Origin of the sequence: Burkholderia sola (assembly GCF_905400185.1) — a bacterium.
Classification (GTDB): Bacteria; Pseudomonadota; Gammaproteobacteria; order Burkholderiales; family Burkholderiaceae; genus Burkholderia; species Burkholderia sola.
In genome coordinates, this window is record NZ_FR989675.1 from 92,993 (window position 1) to 113,377 (window position 20,385).

Genomic DNA, 20,385 nt, shown 5'->3' on the forward strand with positions numbered 1-20,385 from the left:
CGCGATGAAGACGATGGTACGCAACAAGACCTTCTGGCTGTTTCTCGTGGTGCTGTTCGCGCTGCCGGTGCTGCCCGGCGCGCTGCAGGTGCCCGAATACTGGATCACGCTGCTGAACTACATCGGCCTGTATGCGATCGTCGCGATCGGGCTCGTGCTGCTGACGGGCGTCGGCGGGATGACGAGCTTCGGACAGGCCGCGTTCGTCGGCATCGGCGCGTATGCGACCGCGTTCCTGACGACGCGCTACGGCGTATCGCCGTGGCTCGCGCTGATCGTCGGCGTTGTGCTGACGGCGCTCGTCGCGCTCGTGCTCGGCGCGGTGACGATGCGGCTGTCCGGGCACTTCCTGCCGCTCGGCACGATCGCGTGGGGCCTCGCGCTGTTCTACCTGTTCGGCAACCTCGAACTGCTCGGCAAGTACGACGGGATCAACGGGATTCCGGCGCTGAACCTGTTCGGCATCGTGCTCGACAGCGGCCGCAGCCTGTACTTCCTGATCTGGGCCGTGGTGCTGGCCGCGATCGTGTCGGTGCAGAACCTGCTCAACAGCCGGCCCGGCCGCGCGATCCGCGCGCTGCGCGGCGGCGGCGTGATGGCCGAGGCGATGGGCGTGAACACCGCGTGGATGCGCGTCGTGATCTTCGTCTACGCGGCCGTGCTCGCGGCGGTATCGGGCTTCCTGTACGCACACCTGCAGCGCGCGGTGAACCCGACGCCGTTCGGTCTGAACCACGGGATCGAATTCCTGTTCATGGCTGTGGTGGGCGGCGTGTCGCACGTATGGGGCGCGGTGCTCGGCGCGGCGATCCTGACCGTGCTGCAGGACTATCTGCAGACGCTGCTGCCGAAACTGCTCGGCTCGGAAGGCAACTTCGAGATCATCGTGTTCGGCGTGCTGATGGTGCTGCTGCTGCAGTACGCGCGCCAGGGCGTATGGCCGTTCGTCGCGAGACTGTTCCCGCGCGGGCCCCGTGCGCACGTGCCCGAGCAGGCCGATCCGCTGCCGCAGCGCGCGAAGCCCGTGGCCGGCGAGCCGCTGCTCGTCGTCGACACCGCACGCAAGCAGTTCGGCGGGCTCGTGGCCGTGAACGACGTCAGCTTCGACGTGAAAGCGGGGCAGATCATCGGGTTGATCGGCCCGAACGGCGCGGGCAAGTCGACCACGTTCAACCTCGTGACCGGCGTGCTGAAGCCGACCGGCGGCGCGATCACGTTCCGCGGCGAGCGCATCGACGGGCTGACGTCGCGCCAGATCGTCCGCCGCGGCATCGGTCGCACGTTCCAGCACGTGAAGCTGCTGCCGACGATGACGGTGCTCGAGAACGTCGCGATCGGCGCGCATCTGCGCGGTCATACCGGCGTGTGGCGCAGCATTGCGCGGCTCAATGCGCACGAGGAAGCGCAGTTGCTGGCCGAAGCCGCGCGCCAGATCCGGCGTGTCGGGCTCGAAGCGCACATGTACGACGACGCGGGGAGCCTCGCGCTTGGTCAGCAGCGGATTCTCGAAATCGCGCGGGCGCTGTGCTGCGATCCGACGCTGCTGTTGCTCGACGAGCCGGCGGCGGGGCTGCGTTACCAGGAGAAGCAGCAACTCGCCGACCTGCTGCGGCGGCTGAAGGCGGAAGGAATGAGCGTGTTGCTCGTGGAACATGACATGGATTTCGTGATGAACCTCACCGACCGGTTGGTGGTGATGGAATTCGGCACGCGGATCGCGGAAGGGCTGCCGCAGGACGTGCAGCAGGACCCGGCCGTGCTCGAAGCGTATCTGGGCGGGGTGGAGTGATGACGGACACGACGATGCCGATTCTCGACGTACGCGGGCTGGCGGTGCGGTACGGGAAGGTGGAGGCGCTGCACGGTGCGGCAATCAAGGTGGGGGCGGGGCAGATCGTCAGCGTGATTGGCCCGAACGGCGCCGGTAAATCGACGCTGCTGAACGCGATCATGGGGGCGCTCCCGGTAACGGGGCACGCGTCGGGCGCGGTCGTGTATCGCGGTACCGACGTCAGCGTGTTGCCGGTCGAGCAGCGCGTCGCGCGTGGAATGTGCCTCGTACCGGAAAAGCGCGAGCTGTTCAGCACGATGACGGTCGAGGACAACCTCGTGCTCGGCGCGTATCGGCGCAAGCAGGCGGGGGAATCGAACTTCCTCGATCAGCTCGATCACGTGTTCGCGCTGTTTCCGCGGCTGAAGGAGCGGCGCCGGCAGGCGGCCGGCACGCTGTCCGGCGGCGAGCGGCAGATGCTGGCAGTCGGCCGCGCGCTGATGGGCAAGCCCGACCTGCTGATGCTCGACGAACCGAGCCTCGGGCTGGCGCCGCTGATCGTGAAGGAGATCTTTCATATCATCAGCGCGTTGCGCGGCACCGGCGTGGCGACGCTGCTGATCGAGCAGAATGCACGGGCGGCGCTGCAGATCTCCGACTATGGCTATGTGCTGGAGACGGGCGAGTTTGCGCTGGAAGGGCCGGCGGCCGAGCTTGCGCAGAATCCGCGTGTGATCGAGACGTATCTTGGGTTGGCGAAGAAGACGGCTTGATTGCCGGTGCGGTGGACGGGAAACGGGCGGCGTGTTTCACGTGAAACACGCCGTTTTTGTTTGTGAGCCGGGTGCAGTTTTCGCGTCCACGGTTCAAGGCCGGGGATAAGTCGTGCGGGAACAGTGGGAAGCGCTGTGCGGTGCCGCGCAGGCTGGTTCCACAGGTCGACCATGCTGCACTTCAGTGGACAAGTGCCGGGACAACCGGCGGAAATGCTGTGTGGCGGAGGGCGCACGGCCACGGGTTCGAAGTGTTGCGCTGGCCACAGACATCGGGGAGTTCGGGGTTCCGTACATGCTTTGCACAGGCCCGAAGATGTGCGTTGAATCGCTCACCGACAACGCTGAGACAGCCCCGGCGCGGCAAATTTGCGTGTTCCCGACTAAAAAATCGCCGAAATGCACAGACCCTACCATTCGGACGGCCTTCGGGCGAAAAGCGAACCCGCTATAATTCGGCCCATACATTTCTCAGATAGGTTCGTACGCAGTTCCGCGTACGGAATCCACCATGCTTTTTCCCACAGAATTTGACGTCATCGTCGTCGGTGGCGGCCATGCCGGCACGGAAGCCGCGCTGGCGTCCGCCCGTATGGGCGCAAAGACACTGCTGCTGACCCACAACATCGAAACGCTTGGGCAGATGAGCTGCAATCCGTCGATCGGCGGCATTGGCAAGGGCCATCTGGTCAAGGAAGTCGACGCGTTGGGCGGCGCAATGGCCGCCGCGACGGACGAAAGCGGTATTCAGTTCCGGATCCTCAATTCGTCGAAGGGGCCGGCTGTGCGCGCGACGCGTGCGCAGGCCGATCGCATCCTGTACAAGGCCGCGATCCGCCACCGGCTCGAAAATCAGCCGAACCTGTGGCTGTTCCAGCAGGCCGTCGACGATCTGATGGTCGAAGGCGACCGCGTGGTCGGCGCCGTCACGCAGATCGGCATCCGCTTCCGCGCTCGCGCGGTCGTGCTGACGGCCGGTACGTTCCTCGACGGCAAGATCCACGTCGGCCTGAACAACTACACGGGCGGTCGCGCGGGCGATCCGGCGGCCGTGTCGCTGTCGTCGCGCCTGAAGGAGCTGAAGCTGCCGCAGGGCCGGCTGAAGACCGGTACGCCGCCGCGTATCGACGGCCGCACGATCGACTTCTCGAAGCTCGACGAGCAGCCGGGCGACCTCGATCCGATTCCCGTGTTCTCGTTCCTGGGCCGCGCGGAGCAGCATCCGCAGCAGCTGCCGTGCTGGGTCACGCACACGAACGAGCGCACGCACGACATCATTCGCGGCGGTCTCGACCGTTCGCCTATGTATACAGGCGTGATCGAAGGCGTCGGGCCGCGCTATTGCCCGTCGATCGAGGACAAGATCCACCGGTTCGCATCGAAGGAATCGCACCAGATCTTCCTCGAGCCGGAAGGGCTGACGACTAACGAGTTCTACCCGAACGGGATTTCGACGAGCCTGCCGTTCGACGTGCAGCTCGAGCTCGTGCATTCGATGCGCGGCCTCGAGAATGCGCACATCCTGCGCCCCGGTTACGCGATCGAGTACGACTATTTCGACCCGCGTGCGTTGAAAGCGTCGCTCGAGACGAAGGCGATCAACGGACTGTTCTTTGCGGGTCAGATCAACGGGACGACCGGCTACGAAGAAGCGGCTGCGCAGGGTCTGCTGGCTGGTCTCAATGCGGGCCGCTACGTGCAGGAAAAGGATGCGTGGTGCCCGCGTCGCGACCAGGCATATCTGGGCGTGCTGGTCGACGATCTCGTCACGCGCGGCGTGGCGGAGCCGTACCGGATGTTCACGAGCCGGGCCGAGTATCGCCTGAGCCTGCGCGAAGACAACGCCGACATGCGCCTGACCGAGATCGGCCGCGAGCTTGGGCTGGTGGACGATGCACGTTGGGATGCCTTCAGCCGGAAGCGCGACGCTGTTTCACGTGAAACCGAACGCCTGAAGTCGACGTGGGTTACGCCGAAGACGCTGCCTGCCGAAGAGGCGACCGCGCTGCTCGGCAAGGCGATCGACCACGAATACAGCCTCGCCGAGCTGCTGCGCCGCCCCGGCGTGAGCTACGACGGCGTGTGCGGGCTGAAGGGCGGCGAGTGCGGCCCCGCAGAGCCGTTGACCGACGATCCGGTGCTGCTCGAGCAGATCAAGGAGCAGGTCGAGATCGGTATCAAGTATCAGGGCTATATCGAGCGCCAGGCGTCGGAGATCGAGCGCAACGACGCGAACGAAAACACGCGCCTGCCGGACGGTATCGATTACCGCGAGGTTCGCGGCCTGTCGTTCGAGGTGAGCCAGAAGCTCAACGAGTTCCGGCCGGAAACGATCGGGCAGGCGTCCCGCATCTCGGGCGTCACGCCGGCGGCAATCTCGCTGCTGATGGTGCATCTGAAGCGTCGCGGCCTGGGCCGCCGTAATGGTACGGCCGCAGAGGCCGCCGCGGCCGCGGAGCAGGGGGACGGCACTGTCCCGACGCAACAATGACGGCGCGTCGCGCGCCGGCGGTTAATCGGGACGTACTGGAGGGGATGCTCGTCGAAGGCACGGCGGCGCTCGACCTCACGCTGACGGATACGCAGCGCAACCAGCTGCTGGACTACGTCGCGCTACTCGGCAAGTGGAATGCGGTCTACAACCTGACCGCGATCCGCGACCCGAAGCAGATGCTGATCCAGCACATCCTCGATTCGCTTTCGATCGTCCCGCATCTGCGCGGCCGTACGTCGGCGCGCGTGCTCGACGTCGGCTCGGGCGGCGGGCTGCCCGGTATCGTGCTGGCGATCGTCGAGCCGGGCTGGCAGGTCACGCTGAACGACATCGTGCAGAAGAAATCGGCGTTCCAGACGCAGATGCGCGCGGAACTGAAGCTCGCGAACCTGTCGGTCGTGACCGGCCGGGTCGAATCGCTGCAGCCGGGTGTCGAAGTCCCGGAAAAATTCGACATGATCGTATCCCGCGCTTTCGCGGACCTGTCCGACTTCGTTAAACTTGCTCGACATCTGGTTGCGCCGGGCGGATCGATCTGGGCGATGAAGGGCGTTCATCCGGACGACGAGATTGCGCGGTTGCCGGAAGGCAGCCGCGTGAAGCAGACGATCCGGCTGGCGGTGCCGATGCTCGATGCGGAGCGGCATCTGTTCGAAGTGGCCGTCGACGACGCGAATTGAAGGCGCGCGGTAGCGCGCCGTTTGTTTGAAGGTAAAGGGAACACACCAACGATGGCAAAGATCTTCTGCGTTGCGAACCAGAAGGGGGGCGTCGGCAAGACGACGACATCGGTCAATCTCGCCGCAAGCCTTGCAGCGCAGGAGCAACGAGTCCTGTTGATCGATCTCGACCCGCAGGGCAACGCGACGATGGGCAGCGGGATCGACAAGGCCGCCTGCGAAGCGACCGTGTACGAAGTGCTGGTCGACGGCGTGTCGGTCACCGACGCGCGCGTGCGTCCGGAAGGCGTCACCTACGACGTGCTTCCCGCGAACCGCGAGCTGTCCGGCGCCGAGATCGAACTGATCAGCATCGACAACCGCGAGCGTCGCCTGAAGGCCGCGCTCGAGCACGTGGCCGACGACTACGATTTCGTGCTGATCGATTGCCCGCCGACGCTGTCGCTGCTGACGCTGAACGGCCTGTGCGCGGCGCATGGCGTCGTGATTCCGATGCAGTGCGAGTACTTTGCGCTGGAAGGGTTGTCGGACCTCGTCAACACGATCAAGCAGGTTCACGCGAACATGAACCGCGACCTGAAGATCATCGGCTTGCTGCGCGTGATGTTCGATCCGCGCATCACGCTGCAGCAGCAAGTCTCCGATCAACTGAAAGCGCACTTCGGCGACAAGGTGTTCGACGCGGTGATTCCGCGCAACGTGCGCCTCGCCGAAGCGCCGAGTTACGGGTTGCCGGGCGTCGTGTTCGATCGCAGCTCGCGTGGTGCGCAGGCGTATATCCAGTTCGGTGCCGAGATGATCGAGCGCGTGCGCGCGTTCGAGGTGTCGTGATCCGGACATGAGCGAAGCGAGGAAGAAAGACATGAACGCGGTACCAAAGAAGAAGGGCTTGGGACGTGGCCTCGAAGCGCTGCTCGGCGGCAGCGCCGATATCACCGAAGCGGTGAAGATCGAAGGCGCACCGAACACGCTCGCGCTCGGCAAGCTGCAAGCCGGCAAGTACCAGCCGCGCACGCGGATGGACGAGGGCAGCCTGCAGGAACTCGCGGCAAGCATTCGCGCGCAGGGCGTGATGCAGCCGATCCTGGTACGGCCCATTTCGTCAGACAAATACGAGATCATCGCGGGCGAGCGGCGGTTCCGCGCGGCGCGCCTGGCCGGCCTCGATGAAGTGCCGGTGCTCGTGAAGGACGTATCCGATCAGGCCGCCGCCGCGATGGCGCTGATCGAGAACATCCAGCGCGAGGACCTGAATCCGCTCGAAGAGGCGCACGGCATCCAGCGTCTGCTCGACGAGTTCGGTTTCACGCACGAACAGGCGGCCGAATCGGTCGGCCGTTCGCGCAGCGCGGTGTCGAACCTGTTGCGCCTGCTGAACCTCGCGTCGCCGGTGCAGACGATGCTGCTGGCCGGCGATCTCGACATGGGGCACGCACGGGCGCTGCTCGCGGTCGATGCGGCCACGCAGATCACGCTCGCGCATCAGGTGGTCAACAAGCGCATGTCGGTGCGCGAGACCGAGAAGCTCGTCTCGCACACGACGAAGGAAGCCCCCGCCGTGAAGGCGCGTGCGAAGGACGATGGCGGTCGCGATACGCGTCGCCTCGAAGAGGAGTTGTCGGACCTGCTCGCGTCGACGGTGAAGATCAAGCTCGGCCGCCGCGGGCGAGGGCAGGTGCTGATCGACTTCGGCAACCTCGATGCACTCGAGGGCATTCTCGCGCGACTGCGCGGCAACGTCGCAACAGAAGAATAACGGGGCAGGTATGCAGGAAACGGGCGCACCGCCGCCGCGCCGGTGGCTCGGCTGGCTTGCGCAGGAACCGGTACTATCGGTGCTCGCGCTGGGGCTGATCGTGCTGCAATGGGTGCGTCCGCAACCATTTTCGGTACTCGCCGATCGCGTCGACTGGCAGACGGTCGCGACGCTCGCGGGCCTGCTGATGTTGACGAAGGCGCTCGAGCTGTCCGGCTGCCTGATGTGGCTCGCGCATCGCATCGTGCATCACGTGCATTCCGAGCGCGGGCTCGCGATGCTGCTCGTCGGCTTCGCCGCGGTATTGTCGATGTGGCTCACCAACGACGTCGCGCTGTTCGTCGTCGTGCCGTTGATGGTGTCGCTGCGCGCGCTGACGCCGCTGCCGTTCCGGCGGCTCGTGATCGTCGTCGCGCTGGCGGTCAATGCGGGGTCCGTCGCGACGCCGCTCGGCAATCCGCAGAATCTTTTCCTGTGGCAATTGAGCGGCGTGTCGTTCGGCCGCTTCGTGGTCACGCTCGGGCCGCTCGCCGTCGCGCTAATGGCGCTGCTGCTCGTGCTGACCGCGTTGATGTTCCGCGCGAAGCCGCTCGACCTGTCCGGCGACGCCGCGGCCTTTCCCGTACAACGCATGCACGCGCTGATCGCGGCGGTGCTGTTCGCCGCATTCGTGCTGCTCGCCGATGCGCACCATCCGCTGCCGGGCCTCGTCGGGGTCGCGATCGTGCTGCTCGCCGTCAAACGCGACGCAGTCCTGAAGATCGACTGGCTGCTGCTGCTGATCTTCGTGCTGATGTTCGTCGTGCTGCGCAGCGCGGCCGCGCTGCCCGTCGTGCACGACGCGATCGCGCACGCGCAACTCGATTCGCCGCTGCGCGTCTATGCCGCTGGCGCCGTGCTGTCGCAGGTGATCAGCAACGTGCCGGCCGCGATCCTGCTCTCGGAGTTCACGCGCGACTGGCGCGCGCTTGCCTTCGGCGTATCGGTCGGTGGCTTCGGTTTCGCGATCGGTTCGCTCGCGAACCTGATCGCGGTGCGTCTCGCGAAGGAGCCGCGCATGTGGCTGCCGTTCCACGTCGTGTCTATTCCGTTCGCGCTGGTGAGCGCGGCGCTCGGCGCGTGGCTGCTCATGCACGGTTGAGCGAGGCCGGTGCGTGCGGCGCAGGTGTGCCGTTCGGGTCGCGGGCAGGGCGCACAGCGTCCATCGTGATCGAGCATTGTGGATAAGTGTTGCAATCCACAGTCGAACATCTGTGGCGGCGCGACAACTGACTGGATGAATCGATGCGCGAACATCCGGTCGAATTTCTCGCGTCGCGCGCGCTGTTCGGTTCTCGCGCGTGGCTGATTCGGGCGCGTCGCGCCGAGTCGTTTCCAATGGCTGCATTGCAGCGAATTCCGTGCGGCGATCGCACCGCTTCCGCCTGACCCGCCCCGCGCATCGTTTCCCCGCCATTTACCCCCGTCACCGGAGTTTTTTGCGCACGAAATACCGGTGCAGGAAACCGACCTTACAACTGTCATCGTACGTCGTCGAATCGGGCGTTTTTTCACATCATGAGGCGTCGTTTTATGCAGGTTTTTGTCGCGTCTAAAGCCTTGAATCACTTGCAACTATCGCTTACAATCGCCCGGATTTGTTAGCTAGGCACCCCTGAAAGCTTTCAGAAAGCTTGGGGTCGGGTTCAAGGATTTCAGCGGAAGATTGCGATGGCGGGTCAGGCGCCGGACGACAGGCACGATGATCAGCGCACGCAACGCACCGCTTCGGCGGCCGGCGAGCGGCGTGAATCCGACGACGACTGGGATGTCGAGCAGCAAGATAACAACATCGTTCCGCTGACGCGGGCCGAGGCCGAAAGGCTGTTTGGCCCGAACGTGAGCAAGCCCTCGCGCGTGACCCCCTACAAGGTGGTGTTCGCGCAAGTGGTCCTGTCCCTGGTTGCAACGCTGGCGTGGTGGCTGTTTTCGAAGTCGCCGGGCGCCGCTGCGCAATCCGCGTTTCTGGGCGGAGCGATCGGCTGGGTGCCCAGTGCGGTATTCGTGGCACGACTGAAGGCAGGTGGCTCGGCCACCGTGATGAGCTGGGTGATGGGCGAAGCCCTGAAACTCGCTCTGACGATCGGGATGTTCACCGCGGTGGCGTTCGGCTGGGCCGGCGTGCACTGGGTGCCGTTCCTCGTCACGTACCTCGTCGTGCTGAAGACGTACTGGATCGCGCTGGCCTGGCGGTAAAGAACAAGCAGCGTGCGGTTTCGACAACGAACCGTACCGGCCCGTTCCCGCAATAGCGTGTTGCGGAACGGGGCAAAACGATTTTCGACAATTTGGGTGGCATTAACGATATGGCAGCTAGCGAAGGCACGCGCGGTCCGGATCCGTCCGAGTACATTGCGCACCACTTGCAGAATTTCTCCACCTCGCATCAGACGTCGATTTTCGATATTCACGTCTGGAATATCGACACGCTGTTCTGGTCGATCGTATGCGGCATCGTGACGATCCTCCTGCTGCGTCTGGCCGCCCGCAAGGCGACGTCGGGCGTGCCGGGCCGTTTCCAGTGCGCGATCGAGATGCTCGTCGAAATGGTCGAAGACCAGTCGAAGGCCATCGTCCACGGCAATCGCACCTTCATCGCGCCGCTCGCCCTCACGGTGTTCGTGTGGGTCGCGCTGATGAACTCCCTCGACTTCCTCCCGGTCGACCTGCCGGGCCGCGTGATCGGCCTGCTCGGTCTGTCGGACGTGATTTCCCACCATCGCATCGTCCCGACGGCCGACCTGAACGGCACGCTCGGCATCGCGCTCGGCGTGTTCGTCCTGATGATCTACTACAGCATCAAGATCAAGGGCGCGGGCGGCTTTGTGCATGAGCTGCTGTCGGCGCCGTTCGGCGCCCACCCGCTGCTGTGGATTCCGAACCTCGCGTTGAACATCGTCGAATACCTCGCAAAGACCGTCTCCCTCGGCATGCGGCTGTTCGGCAACATGTACGCGGGTGAGCTGTTGTTCCTGTTGATCGCCCTGCTCGGCAGTATGTGGAGCTTCGGTGGCGACGCAACGTTCCTCGGCTTCGTTGGTCATGTGATCGCGGGTAGCGTCTGGGCAATCTTCCACATCCTGATTGTTCTGTTGCAGGCATTCATTTTCATGATGCTGACGCTGGTGTATCTCGGCCAGGCGCACGACACGCACTAAGCGCGGCGTGCAACAAAGAGTCTTCGTTTTAGTTTTTTAAATCTCAGTTCCAAGTCTTTTCACAAAGGAGTGATCATGCAAGCTTACATCGCCAACATCCAGGGTCTGACCGCCATCGGTATCGGCATCATCATCGGCCTGGGTGCAATCGGCGCCTGTATCGGTATCGCGCTGATGGGTGGCAAGTACATCGAAGCCTGCGCACGTCAGCCGGAACTCATCAACCCGCTGCAAACGAAGATGTTCCTGCTGGCTGGTCTGATCGACGCTGCATTCCTGATCGGCGTTGGTGTCGCAATGCTGTTCGCGTTCGCGAACCCGCTCCTGTCGAAGCTCGCAGGCTAAGGTTCCTCGGAAATATGCGTCCGGCGCGAGCCGGCGCAGGGCGGAACGGAGACTTGGGGCGCTGATCGAATGCAACTCGATGAGCGCCTTACCGTTTCATTTTTCCGGAATAGCAGATAAGGAAACACCGTGAATCTCAACGCAACTCTGTTTGCGCAAATGGTCGTGTTCCTGGTCCTCGCGTGGTTCACGATGAAATTCGTGTGGCCGCCGTTGATCAACGCCCTCGACGAACGTTCGAAGAAGATCGCCGACGGCCTCGCCGCCGCGGAGAAGGGCAAGGCGGAACTCGACGCAGCGCACAAGCGCGTGGACCAGGAACTCGCGCAGGCCCGCAACGACGGCCAGCAGCGCATCGCCGACGCTGAAAAGCGTGCGCAGGCGGTCGCCGAGGAAATCAAGGCCAACGCCCAGGCTGAAGCCGCCCGCATCGTCGCCCAGGCGAAGGCGGAAGCAGAACAGCAAATCGTGAAGGCGCGCGAAGCGCTGCGTGGCGAAGTCGCCGCGCTGGCCGTGAAGGGCGCCGAGCAGATCCTGAAGCGCGAAGTCGATCAAACGGCCCACGCCCAACTGCTGAATCAACTGAAAGCCGAGCTCTGATCATGGCCGAACTTGCAACCATCGCCCGCCCTTACGCAGAAGCGCTGTTCCGCGTGGCCGAGGGCGGTGACATCGCCGCCTGGTCCACGCTCGTGCAAGAGCTGGCCCAGGTTGCGCGTCTGCCGGAAGTGCTGTCGGTCGCGTCGAGCCCGAAGGTGACGCGCACGCAAGTAGCCGAGCTGCTGCTTGCTGCGGTGAAGTCGCCCGTCGCGGCCGGCGCCGAAGCGAAGAACTTCGTGCAGATGCTGGTCGACAATCATCGCATCGCGCTGCTGCCGGAAATTGCCGAGCAGTTCGAGGCGCTCAAGAACGAACGTGAAGGTGCAGCCGACGCCGAGATCGTGAGCGCGTTCCCGCTGAACGGCGCGGATCTCGACAGTCTCGTCTCGGGCCTCGAACGCAAGTTCAAGCGCAAGCTGAAACCGACGGTCGAAGTCGATTCGTCGCTGATCGGCGGCGTGCGCGTGACGGTCGGCGACGAAGTGCTCGACACCTCGGTTCGCGCGCGTCTCGCATCGATGCAGGCTGCCTTGACCGCCTGAGCGCCACGCCGGCACGCAACAGAATTGACTATCAGGAGCGAATAATGCAACTCAATCCCTCTGAGATCAGCGAGCTGATCAAGAGCCGGATCCAGGGCCTTGAAGCGAGCGCAGACGTTCGCAACCAGGGCACCGTGATCTCCGTGACCGACGGTATCGTGCGTATCCACGGCCTGTCGGACGTGATGCAGGGCGAAATGCTCGAGTTTCCGGGCAACACGTTCGGTCTCGCGCTGAACCTCGAGCGCGACTCGGTCGGCGCGGTGATTCTCGGCGAATACGAACACATCTCGGAAGGCGACATCGTCAAGACGACGGGCCGCATTCTCGAAGTCCCGGTTGGTCCGGAACTCGTCGGCCGCGTGGTCGACGCGCTCGGCAACCCGATCGACGGCAAGGGCCCGGTCAACGCGAAGCTGACCGACGCGATCGAAAAGATCGCCCCGGGCGTGATCTGGCGTAAGTCGGTGTCGCAGCCGGTGCAGACGGGCATCAAGTCGATCGACGCGATGGTGCCGATCGGCCGTGGCCAGCGCGAGCTGATCATCGGCGACCGTCAGTGCGGCAAGACCGCGGTGGCGCTCGACGCGATCATCAACCAGAAGGGCAAGGACCTGATCTGTATCTACGTCGCGATCGGCCAGAAGGCTTCGTCGATCATGAACGTGGTTCGCAAGCTCGAAGAAACGGGCGCGATGGAATACACGATCGTCGTCGCCGCTTCGGCATCGGATTCGGCTGCGATGCAGTACCTGGCGCCGTACGCCGGCTGCACGATGGGCGAATACTTCCGCGACCGCGGCCAAGACGCGCTGATCATCTATGACGACTTGACCAAGCAGGCTTGGGCATACCGTCAGATCTCGCTGCTGCTGCGCCGCCCGCCGGGCCGTGAAGCGTACCCGGGCGACGTGTTCTATCTGCACTCGCGTCTGCTCGAGCGTGCGGCTCGCGTGTCGGAAGAGTACGTCGAGAAGTTCACGAACGGCGAAGTGAAGGGCAAGAGCGGCTCGCTGACGGCACTGCCGGTCATCGAAACGCAGGCTGGCGACGTGACCGCGTTCGTTCCGACGAACGTGATCTCGATTACCGACGGCCAGATCTTCCTGGAAACCGACCTGTTCAACGCAGGTATCCGCCCGGCAATCAACGCCGGCGTGTCGGTGTCGCGCGTCGGTGGCGCCGCTCAGACGAAGGTCGTGAAGAAGCTGTCGGGCGGTATCCGTACCGACCTCGCGCAGTACCGTGAACTGGCCGCATTCGCGCAGTTCGCATCGGACCTCGACGAAGCGACCCGCAAGCAGCTCGAGCGCGGCCGCCGCGTGACGGAACTGCTGAAGCAACCGCAGTACCAGCCGCTGCAGGTCTGGGAACTGGCCGTGTCGCTGTACGCCGCGAACAACGGCTACCTCGACGATCTCGACGTCAAGCAAGTGCTGTCGTTCGAGAAGGGCCTGCGCGACAACCTGAAGACCAGCCACGCTGACCTCATCAAGCGCATCGAAGACACCAAGGATCTCTCGAAGGACGACGAAGGCGCGCTGCGCGCGGCGATCGAATCCTTCAAGAAGTCCGGTGCCTATTGATCCGCGAGTGACACACCGAGGCCGCGCGGGCGCGCATGATGCGCCCGCGCCGCTTCGGTGAGCGAGGCATGAGCCCCGAGTAAAGCGCTCAAGCGCTAACTCGGGGCGCAAAGGAGCAAGCTATGGCTGGAATGAAGGAAATTCGCGGCAAGATCAAGAGCGTGCAGAACACGCGCAAGATCACGAAGGCGATGGAGATGGTGGCTGCATCGAAGATGCGTCGCGCGCAGGAACGCATGCGCGCTGCTCGTCCGTATGCAGACAAGGTCCGTGCCATCGCCGCGCACATGAGCCGTGCGAACCCCGAGTACCGCCACCCGTTCATGGTGGCGAACGACGGCGCGCAGACGGCCGGCATCATCCTCGTCACGACGGACAAGGGTCTGTGCGGTGGTCTGAACACCAACGTGCTGCGTGCGACGGTGCAGAAGTTCAAGGAGCTGGAAGAGAAGGGCCAGAAGGTCGAAGCCACCGCGATCGGCGGCAAGGGCCTCGGGTTCCTGAACCGCTTCGGCGCGAAGGTGATGTCGCAGGTCGTGCACCTCGGCGACACCCCGCACCTGGACAAGCTGATCGGCGCCGTGAAGACGCAGCTCGATCTGTACTCGGAAGGCAAGCTGTCGGCGGTTTATATCGCTTACACGCGCTTCGTCAACACGATGAAGCAGGAAGCCGTGATCGAGCAGCTGCTGCCGCTGTCGTCGGAACACTTCGAAGCCGATGACGGTACGCCGGCGACGTCGTGGGACTACATCTACGAGCCGGACGCGCAGGCAGTCGTCGACGAACTGCTCGTGCGTTACGTCGAGGCGCTGGTGTACCAGGCCGTCGCGGAAAACATGGCGTCCGAGCAATCGGCGCGCATGGTCGCGATGAAGGCCGCGTCCGACAACGCGAAGACGGTGATCAGCGAACTGCAGCTCGTATACAACAAGAGCCGTCAGGCCGCGATCACGAAAGAACTGTCGGAGATCGTCGGCGGCGCAGCCGCTGTTTAAGCGTGCGCCCGGGACGACAACTGCGCCTTTGCGCGAGTAAAGAATCAGGTATTTAAAGGAAAAGCGATGAGTACTGCTGCTTTGGTAGAAGGCAAGATCGTACAGTGCATCGGCGCCGTTATCGACGTGGAATTCCCGCGCGACAGCATGCCGAAGATCTACGACGCGCTCATTCTCGATGGCTCGGAACTGACGCTCGAAGTCCAGCAACAGCTGGGCGACGGCGTGGTCCGTACCATTTGTCTGGGTGCATCCGACGGCCTGCGCCGCGGCCTGACCGTGAAGAACACGGCGAAGCCGATCTCGGTGCCGGTCGGCAAGCCGACCCTCGGCCGTATCATGGACGTGCTCGGCCGTCCGATCGACGAAGCCGGCCCGATCGAAAGCGAAACGACGCGTTCGATCCACCAGAAGGCGCCGGCGTTCGACGAACTGTCGCCGTCGACCGAACTGCTCGAAACGGGTATCAAGGTCATCGACCTGATCTGCCCGTTCGCGAAGGGCGGCAAGGTTGGCCTGTTCGGCGGTGCCGGCGTGGGCAAGACCGTCAACATGATGGAGCTCATCAACAACATCGCGAAGGAACACGGCGGTTACTCCGTGTTCGCGGGCGTGGGCGAGCGTACCCGTGAAGGGAACGACTTCTACCACGAAATGAAGGACTCGAACGTTCTCGACAAGGTCGCGCTGGTGTACGGCCAGATGAACGAGCCGCCGGGCAACCGTCTGCGCGTCGCGCTGACCGGCCTGACGATGGCCGAGCACTTCCGTGACGAAGGCCTCGACGTGCTGTTCTTCGTCGACAACATCTACCGTTTCACGCTGGCCGGTACCGAAGTGTCGGCACTGCTCGGCCGTATGCCGTCGGCAGTGGGCTATCAGCCGACGCTGGCTGAAGAAATGGGCAAGCTGCAAGAGCGCATCACGTCGACCAAGAAGGGCTCGATTACGTCGGTTCAGGCCGTGTACGTCCCTGCGGACGACTTGACCGACCCGTCGCCGGCGACCACCTTCGGCCACCTTGACGCAACCGTCGTTCTGTCGCGTGACATCGCTTCGCTGGGCATCTACCCGGCGGTCGACCCGCTCGACTCGACGTCGCGCCAGATCGACCCGAACGTGATCGGTGAAGAGCACTACTCGATCACCCGTCGCGTTCAGCAGACGCTGCAGCGCTACAAGGAACTGCGCGACATCATCGCGATTCTGGGCATGGACGAACTGTCGCCGGAAGACAAGCTGTCGGTCGCACGTGCACGTAAGATCCAGCGTTTCCTGTCGCAGCCGTTCCACGTCGCTGAAGTGTTCACGGGCTCGCCGGGCAAGTACGTACCGCTGAAGGAAACGATCCGTGGCTTCAAGATGATCGTCGACGGCGAGTGCGACCACCTGCCGGAACAGGCGTTCTACATGGTCGGCACGATCGACGAAGCCTTCGAAAAGGCCAAGAAGATCCAGTAAGGGCTTGAGTGGGGCGCAAGCCGGCGTGTGCCGGCCGGAGCAATGAGTCAGCGATGACTTGTATGCCGGCCGCCCGCGTCGGCCGCAATACGCTCAACCTGTGGATGAGATTGGAGTCGATATGGCAACCATCAAAGTAGACGTCGTCAGCGCGGAAGAGCAGATCTTCTCGGGCGAGGCGAAATTCGTCGCGCTGCCGGGCGAAACGGGTGAGCTGGGTATTCTGCCGGGTCACACGCCGCTGATCACGCGGATTCGTCCGGGTGCGGTGCGCATCGAGGTCGAGGGCGGCAACGACGAATTCGTGTTCGTCGCGGGCGGCATTCTCGAAGTGCAGCCGGGCGCCGTGACGGTGCTCGCCGATACCGCGATCCGCGGCAAGGACCTCGACGCGGCGAAAGCCGAGGAAGCGCGCAAGCGCGCCGAGGAAACGCTGCAGAACGCGAAGTCGGATCTCGACCTCGCGAAAGCGCAATCCGAGCTCGCGACCGCGATGGCGCAGCTCGAGGCGATCCAGCGTCTGGCGAAGATCCGCAGCCGGCACTGAGCCGCGCCGCGTATCCCGCGAAAGAAAGCAGCCTTCGGGCTGCTTTTTTTCGCCCGGCTTTTTCGTCTGTCTTTTTGCGGGCCGGATCGTATCGTCCGGTCGTGCTATTTCACCCGCCCGCCGCGATTCGATGTCAGAGTGTCGTCAGCGGAGCGCGGCATCATCCGCGCTGAGGCCGTCCGTCGCGATCGTCGCGGCGGAGGCGCGCGCGCAGCAGGCAGGCGCAGCACGCGCGCGGGCCGATCAGACAAAAACGGACGGAGACATCGATGGCAGCAGACCTTGGCAAGGGGGCGCTGATCGCGCCCGAAAACGGACTGTCCTACGTGCGCGGCGCGACCGACGTGCCGCTATCCGACGCGACGATCAGCCGGTTCCTGCTCGACACGGCCGGCCGCTTTCCCGACCGTCCGGCCGTCGTGTTCCGCGAGCAGCAGGTGCGCTGGACCTGGCGCGAATTCGCACACGAGGTCGACGTGCTGGCCGCGGGGCTCGCCGCGCTCGGGATCGTGAAGGGCGACTGCGTCGGCATCTGGTCGCCGAACCGCAGCGAATGGCTGCTCACGCAGTTCGCGACCGCGCGGATTGGCGCGGTGCTCGTCAACATCAATCCGGCCTACCGGCTGTCGGAGCTCGAATACGCGCTGAACAAGGTCGGCTGCAAGGCCGTGATCGCGGCCGAGCGCTTCAAGAGTTCCGCGTACGTCGAGATGCTGCAGACCATCGCGCCGGAGCTCGCGACCGCGACGCCGGGCGACCTGCATGCGGCGCGCGTGCCGAGCCTGCGCACGATCGTGTCGATGGGCGAGGTGGCGCCCGCCGGCATGTTCCGCTTCGCGGACGTGATGGCGCGCGGCCGCCGGGCCGTCGATCCGGCGCTGCTCGATGCGATCGGCGCGACGCTCGCGGCCAACGATCCGATCAACATCCAGTTCACGAGCGGCACGACCGGCAGCCCGAAGGGCGCGACGCTCTCGCACCGCAACGTCGTCAACAACGCGCGCTCGATCGCGATGGCGATGCGTTTCACCGAACAGGATTCGCTCTGCATCCCGGTGCCGCTCTATCACTGCTTCGGGATGGTGCTGGCCGTGCTCGCCTGCGTGTCGACGGGCGCCGCGATGGTGTTTCCCGGCGAAGCGTTCGATCCGGTCGCGACGCTCGCGGCAGTGGCCGAAGAACGCTGCACCGCGCTGCATGGCGTGCCGACGATGTTCATCGCGGAGCTCGATCATCCGGAATTCGCGAGATTCGACTTGTCGACGCTGCGCACCGGGATCATGGCCGGCTCGCCGTGCCCGATCGAGACGATGAAGCGCGTGGTGGCGCAGATGCATCTGTCGGAGATCACGATCGCGTACGGGATGACGGAGACGAGCCCCGTGTCGTTCCAGAGCTCGACCGACGATCCGCTGGAAAAGCGCACGACGACGGTCGGCCGCATCCAGCCGCATCTCGAAGTGAAGATCGTCGATCCGAGCGGCAACATCGTGCCGGTCGGCGCGACGGGCGAGCTGTGCACGAAGGGCTATTCGGTGATGCTCGGCTACTGGGATGACGACGCGAAGACGCGCGAGGTGCTGGTCGACGGCTGGATGCATACGGGCGACCTCGCGACGCTCGACGAGGACGGCTATTGCAACATCGTCGGCCGCCTGAAGGACATGGTGATTCGCGGCGGCGAGAACGTCTATCCGCGTGAGATCGAGGAATTCCTGTTCCGCCATCCGAAGATCCAGAGCGCGCAGGTATTCGGCGTGCCCGATGCGAAGTACGGCGAGGAGCTGTGCGCGTGGATCGTGCTGCGCGCGGACGAGCAGATGACCGAGGACGACGTGCGCGCGTTCTGCAACGGGCAGATCGCGCACTACAAGATTCCGCGCTATATCCGCTTCGTCGACGAACTGCCGATGACGGTGACGGGCAAGGTGCAGAAGTTCGTGATGCGCGAGCGGATGATCGACGAACTGAAGCTCGACGTGCAGAAGACTGCTTGAAGGGAGACGGTGCGAAAAAACGTGGCGGCCTGTAGGTCGCTACGTTTTCGATGGACGAAAAAAAGCGGGCTTATTAGCCCGCTAAAAACCACACGCTACGGGGTTAGCGCGAGGAGACCAAAGATGAAACCGGATCCGGCGGGGGCCGGAAACGACTCCAACAGGGATGCCCCTCGGAAGGGCTTCGGTACGTGACCGACTGGCTCGCAGCGCTTCGCGTCCGCTCACACTTGGCACACGAGACCGCATCCGTGTTGAAACCGTTGAGGCCCATTGTGGGCGAATTAATGACCCGTGGCGGTAACAAAGTGTTTCAGGTTGTAACGCCCGCCAGATAAGGCTTTCCGGGATTTTTTGCTGTTTTCGGGGTCCTGAAAAAGGTCATATTTACCCGTCTTTTCCGCAGAGTTTTCATCGTATGCGCATCACGCGTTTTTCCTGCGTTTTCGCGTCAGTGAATTGCCCATTTGCACGCGTGAATGTGCATCGCGCGATAGATACCGCGCATGACGATTCATTCGTCAGAAAGATTTTGAAACGTGATCGGCGCACGTGGTAGTCGGCCATTCGGCCAATTTTCGCGGTTTTACGCCGGTCGGCGTCACCGCAATCTGTAACGGCGGGGCGCCGGCCCGGCTGCAGAACACACCGCTTTCAGTCTTCGTCGGCGGCAACAACGGGGACGATTTCCATTATTGGCCGCCGAGGCCGCACGCGCTCGCGACTACTTCAGCCACTTGTCCGCAATTGCCTGGTATTCACCGGTGGACAGCGCGAGATGCAGCCACTGGTCGACGTATTGCTGGAACACGACGTCGCCGCGCGGCACCATATACGCCTTCTCGCCGAACTGGAACGGTTTGTCCGGATGCACCGAGCAGAGGCCCGGATTCAGCTTTTGCTGCAGCAGCGTCTCGGACGCATCCGTCACCATCACGTCAGCCTTGCCCGCGAGGATCTGCTTGAAGATCGTCACGTTGTCCGGATAGACGCTCAGGTTCGCATGCGCGAAGAACTGCTTCGCGAAGCGCTCGTTGGTCCCGCCCGGATTCACGATCACGCGCGTATCGGGCCGGTCGATCTGCGCGACGGTCTGGTACTTGTCGGCATCCGCGCAGCGCACGATCGGCGTCTTGCCGTCGACCACGTACGGCTGCGTGAAGAACACGCGCTTCTGGCGCTCGAGCGTCGTCGACACGCCGCCCACCGCGATGTCGCACTTCGCGACGAAGTCGTGGGTGAGGTTCGGCCAGCTCGTCTTCACGTAGTCCGCCTTCACGCCGAGCGATTTCGCGAGCGACTCCGCCATATCGATGTCGATGCCCTCGAAGCGGCCGTCCGCGCGGTAGTACGAATACGGCTTGTAATCGCCCGTCGTGCACACGCGCAGCGTGCCGCGCGCGAGCACGTCGTCGAGCCGCGAGCCGGCGGTCGCAGCGCCCGCGGGCGCGGCCGTGGCCGTGGCCGCTCCCTGCGCGTGCGCGGCAGCGCAGCAAAACGCGGTGGCAGTGGCGAGCGCGGCAAGCGTGGCGAGTGTCTTCATCGTCTCCTCCTTCGTTTCGTTCGATATGAGCGTCCGATCATAACGGAGCCATCGCGCGCGTCATATGGCCGCCATCGCATCGGCATGCGCAGCCC

The 20,385-nt window shown here is 64.0% G+C and carries 18 protein-coding genes; 17 read left to right on the plus strand and 1 reads right to left on the minus strand.

Annotated features, from left to right (window positions below):
• Nucleotides 1-4 precede the first annotated feature (4 nt).
• The 17 genes from KR541_RS00445 to KR541_RS00525 all read left to right on the plus strand — a co-directional run bounded on the left by KR541_RS00445 (nt 5) and on the right by KR541_RS00525 (nt 18,747).
• Nucleotides 5-1,789, plus strand: coding sequence for a branched-chain amino acid ABC transporter ATP-binding protein/permease (locus KR541_RS00445; RefSeq protein WP_050015816.1), 1,785 nt, complete (start codon nt 5-7; stop codon nt 1,787-1,789).
• Complete coding sequence (locus KR541_RS00450) at nt 1,789-2,544, plus strand: ABC transporter ATP-binding protein (RefSeq protein ID WP_050015818.1); 756 nt, start codon at nt 1,789-1,791, stop codon at nt 2,542-2,544. The genes KR541_RS00445 and KR541_RS00450 overlap by 1 nt, the downstream gene beginning before the upstream one ends.
• Nucleotides 2,545-3,055: 511 nt before the next feature.
• Nucleotides 3,056-5,035: a tRNA uridine-5-carboxymethylaminomethyl(34) synthesis enzyme MnmG gene (mnmG, locus tag KR541_RS00455; protein WP_050015820.1), complete on the plus strand. Its 1,980-nt coding sequence runs from the start codon at nt 3,056-3,058 to the stop codon at nt 5,033-5,035.
• The gene (rsmG, locus tag KR541_RS00460) at nt 5,032-5,718 is read left to right on the plus strand and encodes a 16S rRNA (guanine(527)-N(7))-methyltransferase RsmG (protein WP_050015822.1); all 687 of its coding nucleotides are present in this window, start codon (nt 5,032-5,034) and stop codon (nt 5,716-5,718) included. Before mnmG ends, rsmG begins: the two co-directional genes overlap by 4 nt.
• A gap of 51 nt (nt 5,719-5,769) precedes the next feature.
• Complete coding sequence (locus KR541_RS00465; RefSeq protein WP_050015824.1) at nt 5,770-6,549, plus strand: ParA family protein; 780 nt, start codon at nt 5,770-5,772, stop codon at nt 6,547-6,549.
• Between the two features lie 31 nt (nt 6,550-6,580).
• The gene (locus KR541_RS00470) at nt 6,581-7,474 is read left to right on the plus strand and encodes a ParB/RepB/Spo0J family partition protein (protein ID WP_011546803.1); all 894 of its coding nucleotides are present in this window, start codon (nt 6,581-6,583) and stop codon (nt 7,472-7,474) included.
• 10 nt (nt 7,475-7,484) lie between these two features.
• Nucleotides 7,485-8,615: an SLC13 family permease gene (locus KR541_RS00475; RefSeq protein WP_050015826.1), complete on the plus strand. Its 1,131-nt coding sequence runs from the start codon at nt 7,485-7,487 to the stop codon at nt 8,613-8,615.
• Between the two features lie 569 nt (nt 8,616-9,184).
• Complete coding sequence (locus tag KR541_RS00480) at nt 9,185-9,709, plus strand: ATP synthase subunit I (RefSeq protein ID WP_050015828.1); 525 nt, start codon at nt 9,185-9,187, stop codon at nt 9,707-9,709.
• A 110-nt stretch (nt 9,710-9,819) separates the two neighbouring features.
• Nucleotides 9,820-10,671 carry a F0F1 ATP synthase subunit A gene (gene atpB / locus KR541_RS00485; protein WP_050015830.1) on the plus strand — a complete coding sequence of 284 codons (852 nt, stop codon included), beginning with the start codon at nt 9,820-9,822 and terminating at the stop codon, nt 10,669-10,671.
• A gap of 75 nt (nt 10,672-10,746) precedes the next feature.
• Nucleotides 10,747-11,016: a F0F1 ATP synthase subunit C gene (gene atpE, locus KR541_RS00490; protein WP_006482730.1), complete on the plus strand. Its 270-nt coding sequence runs from the start codon at nt 10,747-10,749 to the stop codon at nt 11,014-11,016.
• Between the two features lie 129 nt (nt 11,017-11,145).
• Nucleotides 11,146-11,616, plus strand: coding sequence for a F0F1 ATP synthase subunit B (locus KR541_RS00495; protein WP_006477283.1), 471 nt, complete (start codon nt 11,146-11,148; stop codon nt 11,614-11,616).
• Nucleotides 11,617-11,618: 2 nt separating this feature from the next.
• Nucleotides 11,619-12,158, plus strand: a complete 540-nt coding sequence (locus KR541_RS00500; protein WP_006477284.1) for a F0F1 ATP synthase subunit delta — start codon at nt 11,619-11,621, stop codon at nt 12,156-12,158.
• Nucleotides 12,159-12,202: 44 nt separating this feature from the next.
• The gene (gene atpA, locus KR541_RS00505; protein ID WP_006756467.1) at nt 12,203-13,744 is read left to right on the plus strand and encodes a F0F1 ATP synthase subunit alpha; all 1,542 of its coding nucleotides are present in this window, start codon (nt 12,203-12,205) and stop codon (nt 13,742-13,744) included.
• Between the two features lie 122 nt (nt 13,745-13,866).
• Nucleotides 13,867-14,742: a F0F1 ATP synthase subunit gamma gene (gene atpG, locus KR541_RS00510; protein WP_034209645.1), complete on the plus strand. Its 876-nt coding sequence runs from the start codon at nt 13,867-13,869 to the stop codon at nt 14,740-14,742.
• A gap of 66 nt (nt 14,743-14,808) precedes the next feature.
• Nucleotides 14,809-16,203 carry a F0F1 ATP synthase subunit beta gene (gene atpD, locus KR541_RS00515; protein ID WP_031397079.1) on the plus strand — a complete coding sequence of 465 codons (1,395 nt, stop codon included), beginning with the start codon at nt 14,809-14,811 and terminating at the stop codon, nt 16,201-16,203.
• 121 nt (nt 16,204-16,324) lie between these two features.
• A complete protein-coding gene (locus KR541_RS00520) occupies nt 16,325-16,750 on the plus strand; it encodes a F0F1 ATP synthase subunit epsilon (protein ID WP_006477288.1) in 426 nt (141 codons plus the stop codon).
• A gap of 269 nt (nt 16,751-17,019) precedes the next feature.
• Nucleotides 17,020-18,747, plus strand: coding sequence for an AMP-binding protein (locus KR541_RS00525; protein WP_216089308.1), 1,728 nt, complete (start codon nt 17,020-17,022; stop codon nt 18,745-18,747).
• 724 nt (nt 18,748-19,471) lie between these two features.
• On the opposite strand, the gene KR541_RS00530 is transcribed toward KR541_RS00525, so the two are convergent.
• Complete coding sequence (locus KR541_RS00530; RefSeq protein ID WP_050015836.1) at nt 19,472-20,290, minus strand: transporter substrate-binding domain-containing protein; 819 nt, start codon at nt 20,288-20,290, stop codon at nt 19,472-19,474.
• Nucleotides 20,291-20,385 lie beyond the last annotated feature (95 nt).